We start from the raw sequence: 15,591 nt of genomic DNA on the forward strand, positions 1-15,591 counted from the left end.
CGAGTCAACGGGTTCGAATCCGGTCACCGTAAGCGCGTCAAGCCTGACCGGTTTTGTCTTGATGTGAACCGAATTCCACCGAGATCGGCGGCACGCCGGGTTTCGCAGTGGCGCAGAGAGGTCCGGGTCGGCAGAATCGAGTCCATGACATCTTCGCGGCCTGCCCAGAACTCGGGCGGGTCACGTACCTCCAGCCCCGGACTGGCCGTCGCAGCGGTAGCCAGACGCCTCGGGGTCGCGCCAGCCACCCTTCGTACGTGGGACCGTCGGTACGGGCTCGGCCCGTCGGGTCGTACCGCCGGATCGCACCGTCGCTACACGCCGGACGACGTCGCCCGGCTGCTCGTGATGCGCCGGCTCACGCTGGAGGGCGTGGCGCCCGTGGATGCGGCGCGCGCCGCCGTCGAGGCCGGTGACGCGGAGCTCGAGGTCGCCACCCGGACCGCGCCGGCGCTGCCCGCGGTGCAGGTCGAGGACGAGTCGGACGACTCTGAGGAGGCGGAGGAGCCCGAGTTCGCGGAGAAGTTTCTCGGCACCGTCGAGGCGCCCGACGGGGCGGAGGACGAGGCGCCCGCGCCGGGTACGGCGTCGGACGGCGACCAGCCCGAGGAACCACGCGGCAGGGCACGCCTGCGCGCCCTGCCCGGCGGGGCGACGGGCGGCGACGCCCCCACCGGGTCCGGCCCGCGGACGGCGGTGCCCGGCCCGGCCCCGACGTCCGGAAGGGTCTCCGCCCTGGTCGACGCCGCTCTGGCGTACAGCCGGACCGCTTGCGACAACCTCCTGGTGCTCGGCCCGGAGGGTGATCCGGCGACCTGGTGGACCGATCTCGTGGAGCCGGCCTGGCTGCGGCTGTCCGAGCGCACCGTGCTCGCCGGCCCCGGTGAGATGCCCGAGGTGGTGCTCGCGACGTCGGCCCTGCGTGCGCTGCGCAACTACACCGAGGAGTTCGAGCGCGTGATGGTCGAGGCGGGCGGCCCACCGGCCAACCACCCGAGCCGGATGCGCAAGATCGTCCTGGTGTTCGCCGCCCCCGACGAGGTGGTGCCCCTGTCGGCGCACGCGCTCGCCGCGGCGCTGGCCGCACAGGGTTCGATGGCGCGGATCGTCACCGGCCCTGCGAGCACCCACCGCTCGGTGGAACTGGTGACCATGGTCCGCCCGACGGCGGTGGTGCTGGCGACGACGCAGAACAAGCCGGACCTCGACGTCGTCCACGCGGTGAACGAGAGCTACCCCGAGCTGCCGATCTTCGTGGGCCTGCGGGCCGACGCCGCGGCGACGGACCTGCCCTTCGGCCCGACGGTGCAGCGAGTGCGCTCGTTCACCGGCCTGCTGCACGAGGTGCTGGCGGTCATCAAAGCGAGGTGACGCACGCCTCGGGCCGGTACCACGGCCCGGCCAGGATCTGTTGCCGCACCGGCCGTAGACTTGCTGCATGACGGACCAGACCTCGCCGGCCGACCCGTTCGGTTTCCTCGGGCTCACCTATGACGACGTCCTGCTGCTTCCGGGTTACTCCGACCTGGCGCCGTCGGACATCGACACGACGTCTCGCCTGACGCGCGAGATCTCGCTCAAGATCCCGCTGCTGTCAGCGGCGATGGACACGGTCACCGAGTCCGCCATGGCCATCGCCATGGCGCGCCAGGGTGGCCTCGGTGTCCTGCACCGCAACCTCTCCATCGAGGACCAGGCCTACCAGGTGGACCTGGTGAAGCGGACGCAGACGGGCATCATCACGAACCCGGTCACGATCGGCCCGGACGCCACGCTCGAGGAGCTCGACACCCTCGCGGGCCAGTTCCGGATCTCCGGCTTCCCCGTGGTCGACGCCGACAACAAGCTGATCGGCATGGTCACCAACCGCGACCTGCGCTTCACGCCCGTCGCCGAGTGGGCCACCACCAAGGTCGACGAGGTGATGACGCCGCAGCCGCTGATCACCGGCCCGTCGACCATCTCGCGCGACGACGCCACGCTGCTGCTGCGCAAGCACAAGCTGGAGCGGCTCCCGCTGATCGACCCGGACGGCCGCATCACCGGCCTGATCACGGTCAAGGACTTCGTGAAGTCCGAGCAGTTCCCCGACTCGTCCAAGGACAGCCAGGGCCGCCTCATGGTGGGCGCGGCGATCGGCTACTTCGGCGACGCGTGGCAGCGTGCGACCGCCTTGATCGAGGCCGGCGTGGACGTGCTCGTCGCCGACACCGCCCACGGCAACGTCCGCATGCTGATCGACATGGTCAAGCGCCTCAAGACCGACCCGGCGACCAAGGACGTCCAGGTGATCGGCGGCAACGTCGCCACCCGCCAGGGCGCCCAGGCGTTCGTCGACGCCGGGGCCGACGCCGTGAAGGTCGGCGTCGGACCGGGCTCGATCTGCACCACCCGCGTCGTGACCGGCGTCGGCGTACCCCAGATCACCGCCGTGTACGAGGCGTCACTGGCCTGCAAGCCGGCGGGCGTGCCCGTCATCGCCGACGGCGGCCTCAAGCACTCCGGCGAGATCGGCAAGGCCATCGTGGCCGGCGCCGACACCGTGATGCTGGGCTCGCTGTTCGCGGGCTGCGAGGAGACGCCGGGCGACCTGGTGCTCGTCAACGGCAAGCAGTTCAAGACCTACCGCGGCATGGGCTCGATGGGTGCCATGTCCTCGCGCGGCAAGAAGTCCTACTCCAAGGACCGGTACTTCCAGGCCGAGGTCACGAGCGACGACAAGATCGTGCCCGAGGGCATCGAGGGCCAGGTCGCCTACAAGGGCCCGCTGTCCACGGTGGCCCACCAGCTCATCGGCGGCCTGCACCAGACCATGTTCTACACCGGCGCGCGGACCGTCCCCGAACTGCAGGCCAACGGCAAGTTCATCCGCATCACGTCGGCGTCGCTCAAGGAGAGCCATCCGCACGACGTGCAGATGACCGTGGAGTCCCCCAACTACAGCGGCTTCTGATTCTTGCGCTGCTCGATCTTGGTTGTGGGCGTGATCGTTGCGCCTACGTGCCCGGTTTAGGCGCACGATCGCGCCCACAACCATGATCGACGTGTCGGGCCGTCAGCTGGACATGACGCGTTCGTGCAGAGTCTGGACCGCGTATCTCGCGGACCAGAAGGCGCCGTGCTGCCACGCGGAGATCTCGGACATCCAGTCGCCCGCGAAATACACGTTGCCCGCCCCCTGCTGCAGTAGCTTGAAGCCCGCCGAGGTGGTGTTCGGGAAGGCCCAGGCGCCCTCGATGTAGGGCACCTTGTGCCAGGCGATGGAGAACGAGCTGTCCAGCTCGGTGCGGTACTTCTCCCCGTGGATCTTCACACCCTGCTCGACGGCGCGCAGCTCGCGCTGCCTCGGAGCCATGTCGGCGTACGCGCGGGCGTTGGCGCCGGTGTTGTAGTAGCCGACGATCAGCCCTTTCCGCTCGCCGTACCCGTAGGACGGGTACCAGAGGTGGGCGAGATCCATGTCGGTCTCGGTGATCCCGCCGAAGATCCGGTGGTCGTCCTCCCACCACCGCGACCGGTACTGCAGGCCGATCTTGCCGGACGGGGCACCCACGGCGAACTCGCCGAGCGCCGCGTCGATCTCCGGCCCCCAGTTCGTGTCCCACCCGCGCATGAGGCCCGCTGGCGCAGCGACGACCGCGAGGTCCGCCTCGATCTGCCGTTCCCTGCCGTTCGGCGTGGTGTAGGTGACCTTGACCCCGCCGCTCGTGTTCTCGACGCCGGTGACCGGGGACCTGAACTTCACGTTGCGCTCGCCGATGGCACGGACGAAGTACCGGTAGATCGTGTCCATACCGCCCTTCGGCTGGAACATGAGCATCGACTGCTCCCAGTTGAGCTCGAACGGGAAGTACTGACCCACCTTCGAGGCCAGCACGTCGGAGACCGTGCCCGGGCCGGGTAGCGGGGTCCCGTGCTCGTTCCATGCGGACGGATAGACCTCGAAACCGCGGTTGCTGCCGCCTGCGTACGTGCCGTCCGACCCGAGCGAGCCCCAGGTGCGCAGGTAGGCACGCAGGTTCTCCTTGTCCTCGGCAGTCAGCTTCTGGTCCAGGGCCCCCTGGTCGGTGGCATGGTGCAGCAGCTCGGAGGTGTAGCCGTGCACGTCTGCCTTGGCGGTCCGGTAGCGCACCGGGTTGCCCGGCGTCGCGCCGGACCGCTCGTTGTAGATATAGGCGTCGGCGTTCGCGTTCGTGAAGACCTCGTACGGCACACCCAGCTCGCGGAGGTAGTCCATGGTGACCATCCACTGCGCGATGCGGGCCGCGCCGGCGTTCAGGTAGATGCCGTCGGCGAACCGCGCGGTCTGCGTGACCCCGTCGACGTCGGTCTCGGAGTCACCGCCTCGGATGGTGAGGGTGCGTCCACCTGGCCGGTGCCGGGCTTCGAGCACTGTGACCTGGTAGCCGGCCTTCTGCAGCTCATAGGCGGTCGTGAGGCCGGCCGGGCCCGCTCCGACGACGACGACCTTCTTCGCGGAACGGCCGGTGAGCGTGAAGTCGCTTCCTCGCGGGGGAGCCCAGGACTCGGCTCTCGGCTGGGCCGCGGCGGTAGGCGCCAGCCCCATGGCGCCCATCGTCGCGAACATGACGCCGGCGCTGGACCCCGCGCCGACGGCCTGCAGGAAGTTGCGGCGGGAGACGCTGGTGGTGTTGTTCTCGGTGACCACGTTGGACTACCTCTCGTCTCGAAAGGCCTGACGGGGCGGCGAGATCCTGTCCCGAACGCCGGGAGCCGCCGTCAGCACCACGTCGGACGCTATGTAAGCCAGGTCACGGAGCCAGGTCTGCGCGGTTTCGACGCAATTGCCCGGAGTAACGATGCTGTTTCGGGGCATTCCCGCAGATCACCGTCCCTGCTGGGAGAACGCCGCCGCCGTCGCCGGACAAGTTCCCGGACCGACCCGCGACGGTCATCCTTCGGAAACGCCTCGTGGTTAGCGTCACGCGCCATCCGGTGCCAGCCGCCGGGCCGCCGGATCCGGGCGTCGTCGTGGTGCCCGACCGGTCAGCTGGAGGAGCACCATGAAGAACCGCACGAAGCTCATCGCCGCCGTCGTCGTCACCGCCGCGGTCGCCGTCCCGGGCACCGCATTCGCCGCCGCGCACGTCTTCCGGCCCGATCCTGATCGTGCCCACTCGTTCGTCACCGGAGAGACTCCGCTCATCGCCGACGGCGTGGCCATCGGCAAGAACGTCTCCTGGTACAAGTCCTCCGGGCTGGGTCCGGCCGCGAGCAACACCACCCCGGGCGCGTCACCGGAGGAGCGCTACATCCCGACCGACGTCTTTCCCGGTGGCGAGCTGTCCGACGGCGTGACCCTCACCGAGGCCCAGGGCATCAACGCCCTCACACGCATCGGTGACAACCTGGAGCGGGCCGGCCTCGGGTACGACGACGTCATCTCCATGCGCGTGTTCCTGCAGAACCCCGAGGGCGAGGAGAAGATGGACTTCGCCGGCTGGAACCGGGCCTACCGCCAGTTCTTCGCCAACACGAACCTGTCCACCGGCGAGGTGCTCGACGTCCAGCTCGGGTCGGCGACGACCGAGCCGATGGTCGTCAACGACGCCCGCCCGTCGCGATTCGCCCTGGAGGTCGAGAACCTCCCGGTGGACGGCTGGCTGGTCGAGGTCGAGGTCGACGCCGTGTATCCCCGCTCCCGCTGACCCCAGTCGCGCCGGGCGTCCGGGACGGCAGGTCAGGCGCCCGCCGCGTGCTGCACCGGCCATGTCCCGGACGCCCCGGGCCCCTCCATGCCCTGCTCACGGCGCCAGTCGTTGAAGCTCACCGCCCATTGGCGGTGCGCGCCGATCTGCTGCTGGTGCAGGTCAGTCAGGGGCATCCGGGCGAGCTGCGGGAACCTGCGGGCCAGAGCCTCCAGGACGTCGAGCGTGGCAAGCACGTCGACCTCGGCAGTGTGCAGGTCGCCGTCCGACGTGACGCCGTACCACTCGGACAGGTCCCCGAGACGGCGCTTGCCCGGGCGGTACCGGTCGAGCCAGCGGTCGATGACCAGCGGGTCCACCACCGGCTCGACCGGGCGACCCAGGCGCTGGGGGAGGCTCTTGAGCCCGTGGCGCAGCAGCTCGGCGTCGAGCAGGGAGAGGTCGAAGGCCGCGTTGTAGGCAACGACGGGCACGCCGTCAGCCAGGTGGCCGGCGAGCACGGCGGCGATCTCCTCGAGCGCCTCCAACGGCTCGACGCCGTGCGCCCGCGCATGCTCCGTCGAGATGCCGTGGATGGCCGCGGCCTCCTCGGGGATCTCGACGCCCGGGTCCATCAGCCAGGTGCGGACCTCCGTGCCCACGCCCGGCGTACGCAGCACGAGAGCCGCCGTGACGATGCGATCGCCCGCGACGTCCACCCCTGTCGTCTCCGTGTCGAAGCCCAGCAGCGGCCTGTTGATCCAGGTCTCGTTCATGGTGTCCTCCCTGCTCGTCCGGGTTTTCCGGGCCGTGTCGTCCAGCTGTGCCCGGGGCGCCCGGTGCGTCCATGGAGAACCTTGCCACCGGTCACTGACACTGAGGCTCACGACACCCGCGCACATCACGGGGCCGCGGCGCGCAGTGGCAGGTCCGATGGGTAGGCTTGCCGGGTGAGCAACGAGATCGAGATCGGACGCGGCAAGCGCGGGCGGCGCGCCTATTCCTTCGACGACATCGCGGTGGTGCCGTCCCGTCGCACGCGCGACCCGAAGGACGTCTCGGTCGGCTGGCAGATCGACGCCTACCACTTCGACCTGCCGATCGTCGCGGCCCCGATGGACTCCGTGATGAGCCCGACCAGTGCCGTCGCGCTGGGCCGGTTCGGCGGCCTCGGCGTGCTCGACCTCGAGGGCCTGTGGACCCGCTACGAGTCGCCCGAGCCGCTGCTCGCCGAGATCGCGGCCCTGCCCGGTGACGAGGCGACGCGCCGCATGCAGGCGATCTACTCGGAGCCCATCAAGCCGGAGCTCATCACGCAGCGGCTCAAGGAGATCCGGGCCGCCGGTGTGACCGTCGCCGGTGCGCTCACCCCGCAGCGCACGCAGGAGTTCTACAAGACCGTGGTCGACGCCGGCGTCGACCTGTTCGTCATCCGCGGCACCACGGTCTCGGCCGAGCACGTGTCGGGCAACGCCGAGCCACTCAACCTCAAGCGGTTCATCTACGAGCTGGACGTGCCGGTCGTCGTCGGCGGGGCGTCGACGTACACCGCCGCGCTGCACCTCATGCGGACGGGCGCGGCGGGCGTGCTCGTCGGGTTCGGCGGCGGCGCCGCGCACACCACCCGCGTCAGCCTCGGCATCCACGCGCCCATGGCTACCTCGGTCGCCGACGTCGCGGCGGCCCGCCGCGACTACCTCGACGAGTCCGGCGGCAGGTACGTGCACGTCATCGCGGACGGCGGGGTGGGCCACTCCGGCGACGTCGTCAAGGCCGTGGCCTGCGGCGCCGACGCCGTCATGCTCGGCGCCGCGCTCGCGCGGGCGGCCGAGGCGCCCGGCCAGGGCTTCCACTGGGGCCCCGAGGCGCACCACCCGCAGCTGCCGCGCGGCGAGCGCGTCGAGGTGGGCACGGTGGGCACGCTCGAGGAGATCCTCTTCGGGCCGGGCAAGCAGGCCGACGGCACCCTGAACCTCGTGGGGGCGCTCCGGCGCGCCATGGCCACGACCGGTTACTCCGACCTCAAGGAGTTCCAGCGGGTCGAGGTCGTCGTGTCGCCGTACCAGCCGCGGTGACCTCTGTGCACGCGCTGTCCGGCGGAGAGCCGCTCGCCCCTGTCCTCGCCGCCGCTCCCGCGGCGGACGGCGTGTTCGTCGAGATCACGGATGCCGACGTCGAGCAGGTCGTCGAGCTGTGGCAGGCCTGCGGGCTGACCCGGCCGTGGAACGACCCGTACGTCGATATCGCCGAGGCCCGCGCGGGCGACGGCTCGACGGTCCTGGTCGCGCGGGCCGAGGGCAGGGTCGCCGCCACCGCGATGGCCGGCCACGACGGCCACCGGGGCTGGCTCTACTACGTGGCCGTGGCACCCGAGGCGCGGGGCACGGGCCTGGGCCGGGCGGCGGTGGTCGCCGCCGAGGCATGGCTGGTCGCACGTGGAGCGCGCAAGATCCAGCTCATGGTGCGGACCACCAACGAGGACGTGGTCGCCTTCTACGAGCGCCTGGGTTATGCCGACCAGCAGTGCGCGGTGCTCGGCCGCTGGGTCGAGCCGAGCTGATTTCAAGGGCTGATTCCACAGGGCGGAGGGCCCTGCGCTTGCAGTCGCAGGGGCGGACCGCTATGAAAGTCAGTTTCACACACCTATCAATACGTGGCGCAGGGTTTTGCGCGTAGGGTGGCCGCCATGATCGACGACGCAGCAGCCGACGCAGCGGCTAGTGGTGCGGTCGGCGGTGTGCTCGACCCGGAGCACCCGCAGGGGACTTTCGTCCTCGAGCCAGGGGTGATGGCCCCGCTGGTGGCTCGGATCGCGACCTCCGAGGGATCGGGCACGCACCGGTCCATGTGCCCGTTCACGGGCGCACCGCTCGTGACGTTCCCGGTCTCCTCCGCCGAGGACGTCGCCGCGTGCGCCGTCCGAGCGCGCGTGGCGCAGCGCGGCTGGGCGCGATTGTCGGTACGAGATCGTGCCGGTGTGCTCCAGCGGCTCGGCCGGATCGTCCTGGAACGGCAGTCGGAGGCGCTCGACCTCATCCAGCTCGAGACCGGCAAGTCGCGGCGTGCGGCCTTCGAGGAGGTCGCGGACATCGCCCAGGTCTCCCGGCACTACGCCGTGCGTGGTGAGCGCTACCTCACGGCCCGCCGGGTGCCGGGCATGGTGCCGCTGCTCGCGGGGGTGCAGGTGCACCGCCGGCCCGTGGGCGTCGTCGGCGCGATCTCGCCGTGGAACTACCCGCTGGTGCTCGCGCTCTCGGAGGCGCTGCCCGCGCTCCTGGCCGGCAACGCCGTGGTGCTCAAGCCCGACCCGCAGACCACTCTCACGGCGTTGTGGGCGGCCGAGGCCCTGGACGACGCCGGTCTGCCCGCCGGACTGTTCCAGGTGGTCGCGGGCGGTCCCGACGTCGGCGAGTCGCTGATCGAGCACGTGGACCACATCGCCTTCACCGGCTCGACCGCCACGGGCCGCAAGGTCGCGGCGCGCGCGGGCGAACGCCTGATCGGCGCCACGCTGGAGCTGGGCGGCAAGAACGCCCTCTACGTGGCCGACGACGTGGACATCGACGCGGCCATTCCGGGCATTGTGCGGGCCTGCTTCTCGAACGCGGGCCAGCTGTGCGTGTCCATCGAACGGCTCGTGGTGCACGAGGCCATCGCCGAGGAGTTCATCGCGAAGTTCGTGCGCGCCGTGCGGAACCTACGGCTCAGCCCAGCCCTGGACTACTCGGCGGAGGTCGGATCGCTGACGTCCGCCGCGCAGCTCGACAAGGTGTCGGCGCACGTGGACGACGCACTGGCCCGGGGCGCGCGCGTGCTCGCCGGCGGTGTGCACCGCGCCGATGTCGGCCCGTACTTCTACGCGCCGACCGTGCTCGACGACGTCCCGGCGCAGGCAGCGGTCGCCCGTGAGGAGACGTTCGGACCCGTCGTCACGATCACGCGCGTCGACTGCGACGAGGACGCCGTCGCCGTGATGAACGACACCGAGTACGGCCTGCACGCCGCCGTCTGGTCCCGGGACATCGCCCGGGCACGACGCGTGGCGGCGCGCGTCGAGACGGGTTCGGTGGCGATCAACGACGGGTACACGATGGCCTGGGGCTCTGTCTCCGCACCGCTCGGCGGCTGGAAGGCCTCCGGCGTCGGCGCGCGGCACGGGGTGGCGTCGATCGACGGGATGACGCGGCAGCAGACCGTCGTGACGTCCCGCGGCGCGCGGTTCGGCGCCACGCTCGACAGCCTCTACGGCCTGGGCGGAGACACGCCGAGCCGGGTGCTGACGATCGCCCTGGAGGCGATGCGCAAGCTGCGCATGCCGTGAGGCGAAGGTCGAGCGTGCGGTGAACGGTCGTCACCGCGCGCGGGTACGCTCGCCCGCATGACGACGCCGCTCCACGCCTTCTGGAAGTCTGCCAACTCCCTGCCGGTCATCGGCGGGCTGCTCGGCAAGCGGATCTTCACGCTGGCCTACACCTTCAAGGCCCCTTACTTCGGCAGCATCGCGCCGCGAGTGGTAAACATGCTGCCGAACCGCGCCGAGGTGGTGGTGCCCAACCGGCGGCGGAACCGGAACCACATCGGCACGGTGCACGCGATCGCCGTCTGCAACGGGCTCGAGATGGCCATGGGCGCGCTCGCCGAGGCCACGGTGCCCGATGACAAGCGCTGGCTGCCGAAGGGTATGGAGGTCGCCTACCTCGCGAAGTCGACCGGGGACGTCACCTGCGTTGCCGAGACCGACCAGGACCAGTGGGACGGCGACGACCGGGACCTGCCGGTGCGCGTGCGCGCGACACTGGACGACGGCACGGTGGTGGTGCAGGGCACGATCCACCTGTGGGTCACCCCGAAGAAGAAGTGACCTGTCAGACCTTCACGTCCCCGGGCGACCTGCGCGTCTGACAGGTCAGCGGGGGCGGCGGCGGGCCAGGGATCGGACCGCGGCCTTCCAGCTGGCGGGCAGCTCCCGCACGTGCCACCAGGCCGCCTGCACGGGAACCGTGCTCGCGGCGCTCACGCCCACCCCGACGGCGTCCAGTCCCGCCTCCACGCAGGAGTAGAGCGTGCGGCGCAGGTGATAGTCCTGCGTGACGACGACGGCGGTGCGCACACCGAACAGGTCGTACGCGCGTCGGCACGTGGCAGTGGTGTTGAAGCCCTCGCGGTCCAGCACTATCGCGTCATCGGGGACGCCGAGGTCGTTGTCCAGGATCCAGCGGCGCATCGAGCCGGGCTCGTCGTACCTGGTGCCGTCGGCGTTGTCGTGCGCGTCGCCGCTCAGGATCACGGTCGGCGCGACGCCGGCGCGGTACAGCTCGGCGCCACCCTCGACACGGCGGCGCAGGTAGGTCGACGGCGTGCCGTCGGGGCGGAGCCCGGCGCCGAGCACGATCACGGCGTCGGCCTTCTCGATCTCGGTCGCGTCGTACCGCACCCGGGCGTGGCCGGTGGCCTGCACGACGGCGACAGGCACGGTGAAGGCGAGCGCGAGCGCACCCGCGACAACGGAGGCAACCTTGAGGGGAGTCACGCCGGAACGCTACCGCGTCCGTCTGCGAGTGGTCGGCAGAAAGTCAGGTGGTCGGTAACTCGAAATGCCGGTGACCTGACATTTTGCCGCCCGCAGTCTCACGCCGCGAGCGTCGCCAGCTCGTCGCGGAGGTTTGCCTCGGCCGCGTCCTGCCAGCGGGCGGCGCCCGGCGCGGTGCGGAACAGCGGCCCGCCGTCCAGGAGGGCGCGCAGCACCTGGGCGCGGCCCGCGCGGAACAGCGGCTCGGGCACGTCGCAGTACTCGGCCCGGACCTGGCGCGTGTACCGGACGTAGACCGCCGGGCTCCCGCCCAGTACCGCCAGGTCTGCGTCGCTGACCAGGCCGCCGACGACGTCGTCCGGCGCCGGGTCGTGCTCGGCGGTGACCATGACCAGGCGCGCGATCTCGCTGATGTCCTCGGCGGAGACCCCGGCGCCGGCCAGCGGACCGAGCAGCTCGGCGACGAGGTCCGCCGAGCGCTCCTCGTCCTGCCGTGCGACGCCGTCGTGCACCGCGTCGTGGAACCACAGGGCGAGGCGGGCGCGCCAGAGCGCTCGCTCGGAGACCCGGGCCTCGCCCGCGACGGCGTCGAGCGCGTCCAGGGCGACGGCCAGGTGCAGGGTCGAGTGATAGACGCGGTGCGGTTCGCGCCAGCGGTCCACGAGCTCCTCGCCGGCCTTGCGGGCCAGGCCCGGGTCGGCCCAGAGGCCGTCCCAGCGCGTCAGGAGCGCGGCCCGCTTGGCCCGGTTCCGCTCGCCGCCCGAGACCCGCAGGCCTGAGCGGGCCAGACGCCGGGCCAGGTCGCCGCCCTCGACGGGAGCCGCACCCGCCGCGACCAGCTCGTCGTACCGCGCCGCCGGGACGTCGTAGTGGTCCAGGTCGAACGCGCGGTCGGGCACCCCGGCCGCCCGCGCGAAGAGCCGGAGCTCCTGCAGGGATCCGTCCGAGACCAGGTGGGAGAACAGCGTCCCGTGCGCGGGCCAGGCCGGCGGGTCGATGAAGACGGTCACAGGGCGAGCCTACGCGCGGGTCGACCGGTCCCGGCCCACGTCAGCGGACTGCGCTGACGTGGGCCGGTCGCGTCACGACCCGACGACCTGCCAGGGGCCGTGCCGGTCCCCGGGCTCCTGGTTGCGGGTCCACCACTTCGCCCGGTACCGGTCGCCGTCGTGCACCACGACGTCTCCCCGCACGAAGATCCGCGACGCGGTCCAGACGGCCGTGCCGTCCCCCGCCCGGACCATCTCCTGCCACGGTCCGTTCGCTGAGCCACCCGGCTCCTGGCGGGTGGTCCAGGCAGCACGGTAGAAGGCCCCGTCGTGGAAGACCTCGTCACCAGTGCGGTACCGGACCGACGCGTCCCAGACCGGCGACGGCTCACCGGGCGCCTTCGCCATGACCTCGATCTCGCTGACGATCATGTGCGTGTTCTCCCGGGCGGTCAGGACGACCCGGACGGCGTCGGCGCGGACGCCGGCGGGGAGGTCGACGACAGGCGCCGCGCCGTCGGACGCCACCGGGACCGGGTCGCCGACGGACTGCCATGCGCCGTCGACCCGGGCCTCGAGCGCTACCGCGCTCGCCCAGCTCAGGTGCGAGCCGTCGCGGTAGAAGCGCGTGACGACGCGGGTGAGGTCGCGCTGACCGGCGAGGGTGACGGTCAGCGTGTCCTCCGGGTTCTTGTCGCCGGACCGCCAGTTCGACCAGCCCTTGTCGCCTAGGTCGCCGTTGATCACCCGCTCGACCGGGTAGCCGGGCTCGGTATAGGTCGCGGACGCGGTGGTGCCGTCCGCGAGGGCCGCGTTCGTCTCGCCCGGCTCGGTGACCAGCACCCGGACCGTCGCGGGCAGCGTCGTGCCGTCCCCGGCGTCGGCAGCGCCGGTCAGCTCGACCACGCCGATCTCGTCGAACGCGCCGGCGGGCGCGTCGTCCCAGGCCACAGGCCGCTCCACCAACGGGCCGCCGGTGGCGACCGCGGTGACGGTGGCGGGCAGCTCGGCCGCGCCACCCACGTACGCCGCGCCCTCGGCGGGCAGGGTCCGGTCCAGGGTGTCGACGACGACGGTAGCCGTGGCATCCACGGTGCCGCCCGCCGGGACGGCCACGGTCCCGCTGACCTCGACGACCCCGGCCTGCTCCCACGTCTCGGCCCCGGGCACGTCCCAGGTCACCGGCAGCGCGCCGCGCGGGCCGCCCGGGTACACCGGGGTGACGGTCTGCGGCAGCTCCGGCGTGGTGCCCGGAACGGTGAACACGTCGACCGGGCTGGTGCCCAGCACGGTCTCGTCGATGATCGCCCAGCGCTGGTTGGCGTTGGAGTTGGCGAGGTAGGTGCCGACCGGCGACCCGTCGGCCCTGGCCTCACCGCCGACCTCGAGCAGGGTACCCGATACCGCGTTGACCAGCGTGTACGTGCCGTCACCCGTGGTGGACAGCACCCAGCGCGCGGCGGCCGGCGTGTCGGCAGGATCGGCCGGGGCCGCGGCGAGCACCGCGGAGGTGTCCGCGCTGATCGCGAGCTGCTCGCCGGTGCCGACATTGGTCACCGCGTAGCGCGTGCGGTGGGTGCCGGAACCCTCGGGCGTGCCGAGGTCGGTGAGCGTCCACAGCTGCTCGGCCGCCGCGGGGTCGTCGGTCGAGATCTGCACGCCGCCGTCACCGTCGGGCGCCAGCGAGAGGCCGGACTGGACACCGTCGAGCCGGAACACGTGGCCGTCCTGCGCGAGCGCCGCGTCGTCCGCGACGCCGGACACGCCGTCGACGAGGAACGTCGTGACCGACTCGGCGGGAACCGTGAGCGTCGCGGCGCCGTCCTGCACGGTCACCGGCTCGCCCTCGACGAGGTACCCGTCGACGCTGGTCACGACGGGGGTGACCGTCGCGCCGGCGGCGATGTCAGCGAACCCCGAGAGATCGAGGGTGACGTCGCGCTCCGCGGTCGTGTCGTTGATGTGCACGACGGTCGCGGCGGAACCCGAGGCGGACACGGCGGCCGTGCTGTCCGTGTCGTCCACGCCGATCAGCCGGTCGCCGGGCGTGATGTAGTGCGTGAAGTTCTGGGTCACCCAGTACTTGGTGTTCGTGTAGATCGGGCAGGTCTCCAGCGTGTCCTGCGCGGTGCAGGAGAACGGGATCTGGATCTCGCCCCAGTTGCCGCCCTCGGGGCTCTCGCCGCCGGGCGCCATGTTGTCGTAGTCCTCGACGGGCTGCCAGAACACCCACGCGGACGGCTCGAGCTCACGCAGGTCGTCCACGATCTGGTGCGCGCTGCCCAGACCGGACTCCATCGACTCGAAGTCCTGGCCGGTGCTGGACCACGAGCCGCCGACCTCGCTCATCCACAGCGGCTTGTCCTCGCCCTTGGCGATGTCGCGCACGGTGGTGCGCTGCCCGGTGCCATAGGTGTGCACGTTGAGCTGGGAGACCTGGTCGCGGACGGCGGCCGGGTACGCGTTCCAGTTGGTGGCGAACCGGCCCGGGTTGGTCTCGTCCATCGCGGAGATCACGGCGTCCGTCGTCGAGCCGCCGATGGCGTCCGCGAGCGCCGGGATCACCTGCTGCTGCAGGCCCGGCCCCATGTGGGCGCCCTCCTGCCGCCCGCCCGTCGGGTTGCCGTCCGCACCGAGCTGCGTGCCCCAGTAGTTCGTGTTCGGCTCGTTGAACGGGTCGATGGTGTCGACGTCGATGCCGTGCGCGTCCTCGAGGCGCTCGGTCGCGCCGACGACGTAGGCCGCGAACTCGTCGATGCTCTCGGGCCTCAGCTGGTCGGCGTTGGCGTCGAACCCGCCGGAGACGTAGCCGCTGACGGTCTGGAACCACGGCGGGGAGTTGCTGAACGTCTCCCAGTGGGTGATGTCGCTCTTGATGCGGTCCACCCACCAGCGCTGCGTGGCGTCGGCGTCCGGGTTCCAGTGGGCCGGGTTCGCCGGGTCCCACCAGTCGACGTCCTCGCGGGTGGTGCCGTCAGGCGCCTTCCACCAGCCCTCGACGTCGGCTCCGGCCCGCAGGTAGTCCGGGACGTCCGGAGCGTTGCCGCCGCCGATGTTGTACCGGGCGATGTTGAGGTTCATCCCGTCCGGGCCGAACAGCATGTCGGCGAGCTCGTTCTTGATCTCGTCCGGGTAGCCGCCGGTGGCGTTGGCGAACCACACGAGGCTGGTTCCCCACCCCTCGAACGGCTTTCCGGCGTACGACGGGTCCGGGCGCACGGTCACCGCGTCGTCGGTGGCCGAGGCCGCCGCCGCGAGCACGGTGGGCGAGGCGACGGCGGGCTGGGCAGTGGCCGACGCCGGGAGACCGGCCGCGAGCAGCGCGCTCGCCGTCATGACGACGCCTGCGCGTCGTCGTCCTGCTTTCCTTCGTATCGAGCTCATCAATGAGCCCTCCTCTCGCGCCGGTGCGATGTCAGGACGT

12 protein-coding genes are annotated in these 15,591 nt (G+C 71.5%); 7 read left to right on the forward strand and 5 right to left on the reverse strand.

The window, feature by feature from the left end:
• Positions 1 to 144 precede the first annotated feature (144 nt).
• A complete protein-coding gene (locus EW117_RS29825; protein ID WP_207211956.1) occupies positions 145 to 1,371 on the forward strand; it encodes a MerR family transcriptional regulator in 1,227 nt (408 codons plus the stop codon).
• A 67-nt stretch (positions 1,372 to 1,438) separates the two neighbouring features.
• The gene (gene guaB, locus EW117_RS20410) at positions 1,439 to 2,953 is read left to right on the forward strand and encodes an IMP dehydrogenase (protein WP_129788531.1); all 1,515 of its coding nucleotides are present in this window, start codon (positions 1,439 to 1,441) and stop codon (positions 2,951 to 2,953) included.
• Positions 2,954 to 3,055: 102 nt separating this feature from the next.
• On the opposite strand, the gene EW117_RS20415 is transcribed toward guaB, so the two are convergent.
• The gene (locus EW117_RS20415; protein ID WP_129788532.1) at positions 3,056 to 4,669 is read right to left on the reverse strand and encodes a flavin monoamine oxidase family protein; all 1,614 of its coding nucleotides are present in this window, start codon (positions 4,667 to 4,669) and stop codon (positions 3,056 to 3,058) included.
• 355 nt (positions 4,670 to 5,024) lie between these two features.
• Between EW117_RS20415 and EW117_RS20420 the strand changes: the two genes are divergently transcribed.
• Positions 5,025 to 5,669 carry a Rid family hydrolase gene (locus EW117_RS20420; protein ID WP_129788533.1) on the forward strand — a complete coding sequence of 215 codons (645 nt, stop codon included), beginning with the start codon at positions 5,025 to 5,027 and terminating at the stop codon, positions 5,667 to 5,669.
• A 32-nt stretch (positions 5,670 to 5,701) separates the two neighbouring features.
• Here the strand turns inward: EW117_RS20420 and EW117_RS20425 are convergent, their stop codons facing one another.
• Positions 5,702 to 6,424, reverse strand: coding sequence for an exonuclease domain-containing protein (locus EW117_RS20425; RefSeq protein WP_129788534.1), 723 nt, complete (start codon positions 6,422 to 6,424; stop codon positions 5,702 to 5,704).
• A gap of 174 nt (positions 6,425 to 6,598) precedes the next feature.
• Here EW117_RS20425 and EW117_RS20430 point away from each other — a divergent pair, with 174 nt between their 5' ends.
• The 4 genes from EW117_RS20430 to EW117_RS20445 all read left to right on the forward strand — a co-directional run bounded on the left by EW117_RS20430 (position 6,599) and on the right by EW117_RS20445 (position 10,509).
• Positions 6,599 to 7,723 carry a GuaB3 family IMP dehydrogenase-related protein gene (locus EW117_RS20430; RefSeq protein WP_129788535.1) on the forward strand — a complete coding sequence of 375 codons (1,125 nt, stop codon included), beginning with the start codon at positions 6,599 to 6,601 and terminating at the stop codon, positions 7,721 to 7,723.
• Positions 7,720 to 8,208, forward strand: coding sequence for a GNAT family acetyltransferase (locus EW117_RS20435; protein WP_242504407.1), 489 nt, complete (start codon positions 7,720 to 7,722; stop codon positions 8,206 to 8,208). Before EW117_RS20430 ends, EW117_RS20435 begins: the two co-directional genes overlap by 4 nt.
• Positions 8,209 to 8,334: 126 nt before the next feature.
• Entirely contained in the window at positions 8,335 to 9,969 is a 1,635-nt protein-coding gene (locus tag EW117_RS20440) for a succinic semialdehyde dehydrogenase (protein ID WP_129788536.1), read from the forward strand.
• A 57-nt stretch (positions 9,970 to 10,026) separates the two neighbouring features.
• On the forward strand, positions 10,027 to 10,509 hold the full coding sequence (locus EW117_RS20445) for a hotdog fold domain-containing protein (protein ID WP_129788537.1): 483 nt from the start codon (positions 10,027 to 10,029) through the stop codon (positions 10,507 to 10,509).
• A 45-nt stretch (positions 10,510 to 10,554) separates the two neighbouring features.
• Here EW117_RS20445 and EW117_RS20450 read toward each other — a convergent pair whose 3' ends face one another.
• From EW117_RS20450 to EW117_RS20460, 3 genes are all read right to left on the reverse strand, one after another.
• A complete protein-coding gene (locus EW117_RS20450) occupies positions 10,555 to 11,178 on the reverse strand; it encodes a SanA/YdcF family protein (protein WP_129788538.1) in 624 nt (207 codons plus the stop codon).
• Between the two features lie 98 nt (positions 11,179 to 11,276).
• On the reverse strand, positions 11,277 to 12,188 hold the full coding sequence (locus EW117_RS20455) for a DUF4031 domain-containing protein (RefSeq protein ID WP_129788539.1): 912 nt from the start codon (positions 12,186 to 12,188) through the stop codon (positions 11,277 to 11,279).
• Between the two features lie 72 nt (positions 12,189 to 12,260).
• On the reverse strand, positions 12,261 to 15,551 hold the full coding sequence (locus EW117_RS20460) for an RICIN domain-containing protein (protein ID WP_129788540.1): 3,291 nt from the start codon (positions 15,549 to 15,551) through the stop codon (positions 12,261 to 12,263).
• Positions 15,552 to 15,591 lie beyond the last annotated feature (40 nt).

The organism is Promicromonospora panici (assembly GCF_900608595.1).
Lineage (GTDB): Bacteria > Actinomycetota > Actinomycetes > Actinomycetales > Cellulomonadaceae > Promicromonospora > Promicromonospora panici.

What these genes read in the sequence shown, in the direction of transcription:
- EW117_RS29825 (WP_207211956.1), top strand. Translation starts at nt 145, where the DNA reads ATGACATCTTCGCGGCCTGCCCAGAACTCGGGCGGGTCACGTACCTCC.
- guaB (WP_129788531.1), top strand. Translation starts at nt 1,439, where the DNA reads ATGACGGACCAGACCTCGCCGGCCGACCCGTTCGGTTTCCTCGGGCTC.
- EW117_RS20420 (WP_129788533.1), top strand. Translation starts at nt 5,025, where the DNA reads ATGAAGAACCGCACGAAGCTCATCGCCGCCGTCGTCGTCACCGCCGCG.
- EW117_RS20425 (WP_129788534.1), bottom strand. Translation starts at nt 6,424, where the DNA reads ATGAACGAGACCTGGATCAACAGGCCGCTGCTGGGCTTCGACACGGAG.
- EW117_RS20440 (WP_129788536.1), top strand. Translation starts at nt 8,335, where the DNA reads ATGATCGACGACGCAGCAGCCGACGCAGCGGCTAGTGGTGCGGTCGGC.
- EW117_RS20445 (WP_129788537.1), top strand. Translation starts at nt 10,027, where the DNA reads ATGACGACGCCGCTCCACGCCTTCTGGAAGTCTGCCAACTCCCTGCCG.
- EW117_RS20460 (WP_129788540.1), bottom strand. Translation starts at nt 15,551, where the DNA reads ATGAGCTCGATACGAAGGAAAGCAGGACGACGACGCGCAGGCGTCGTC.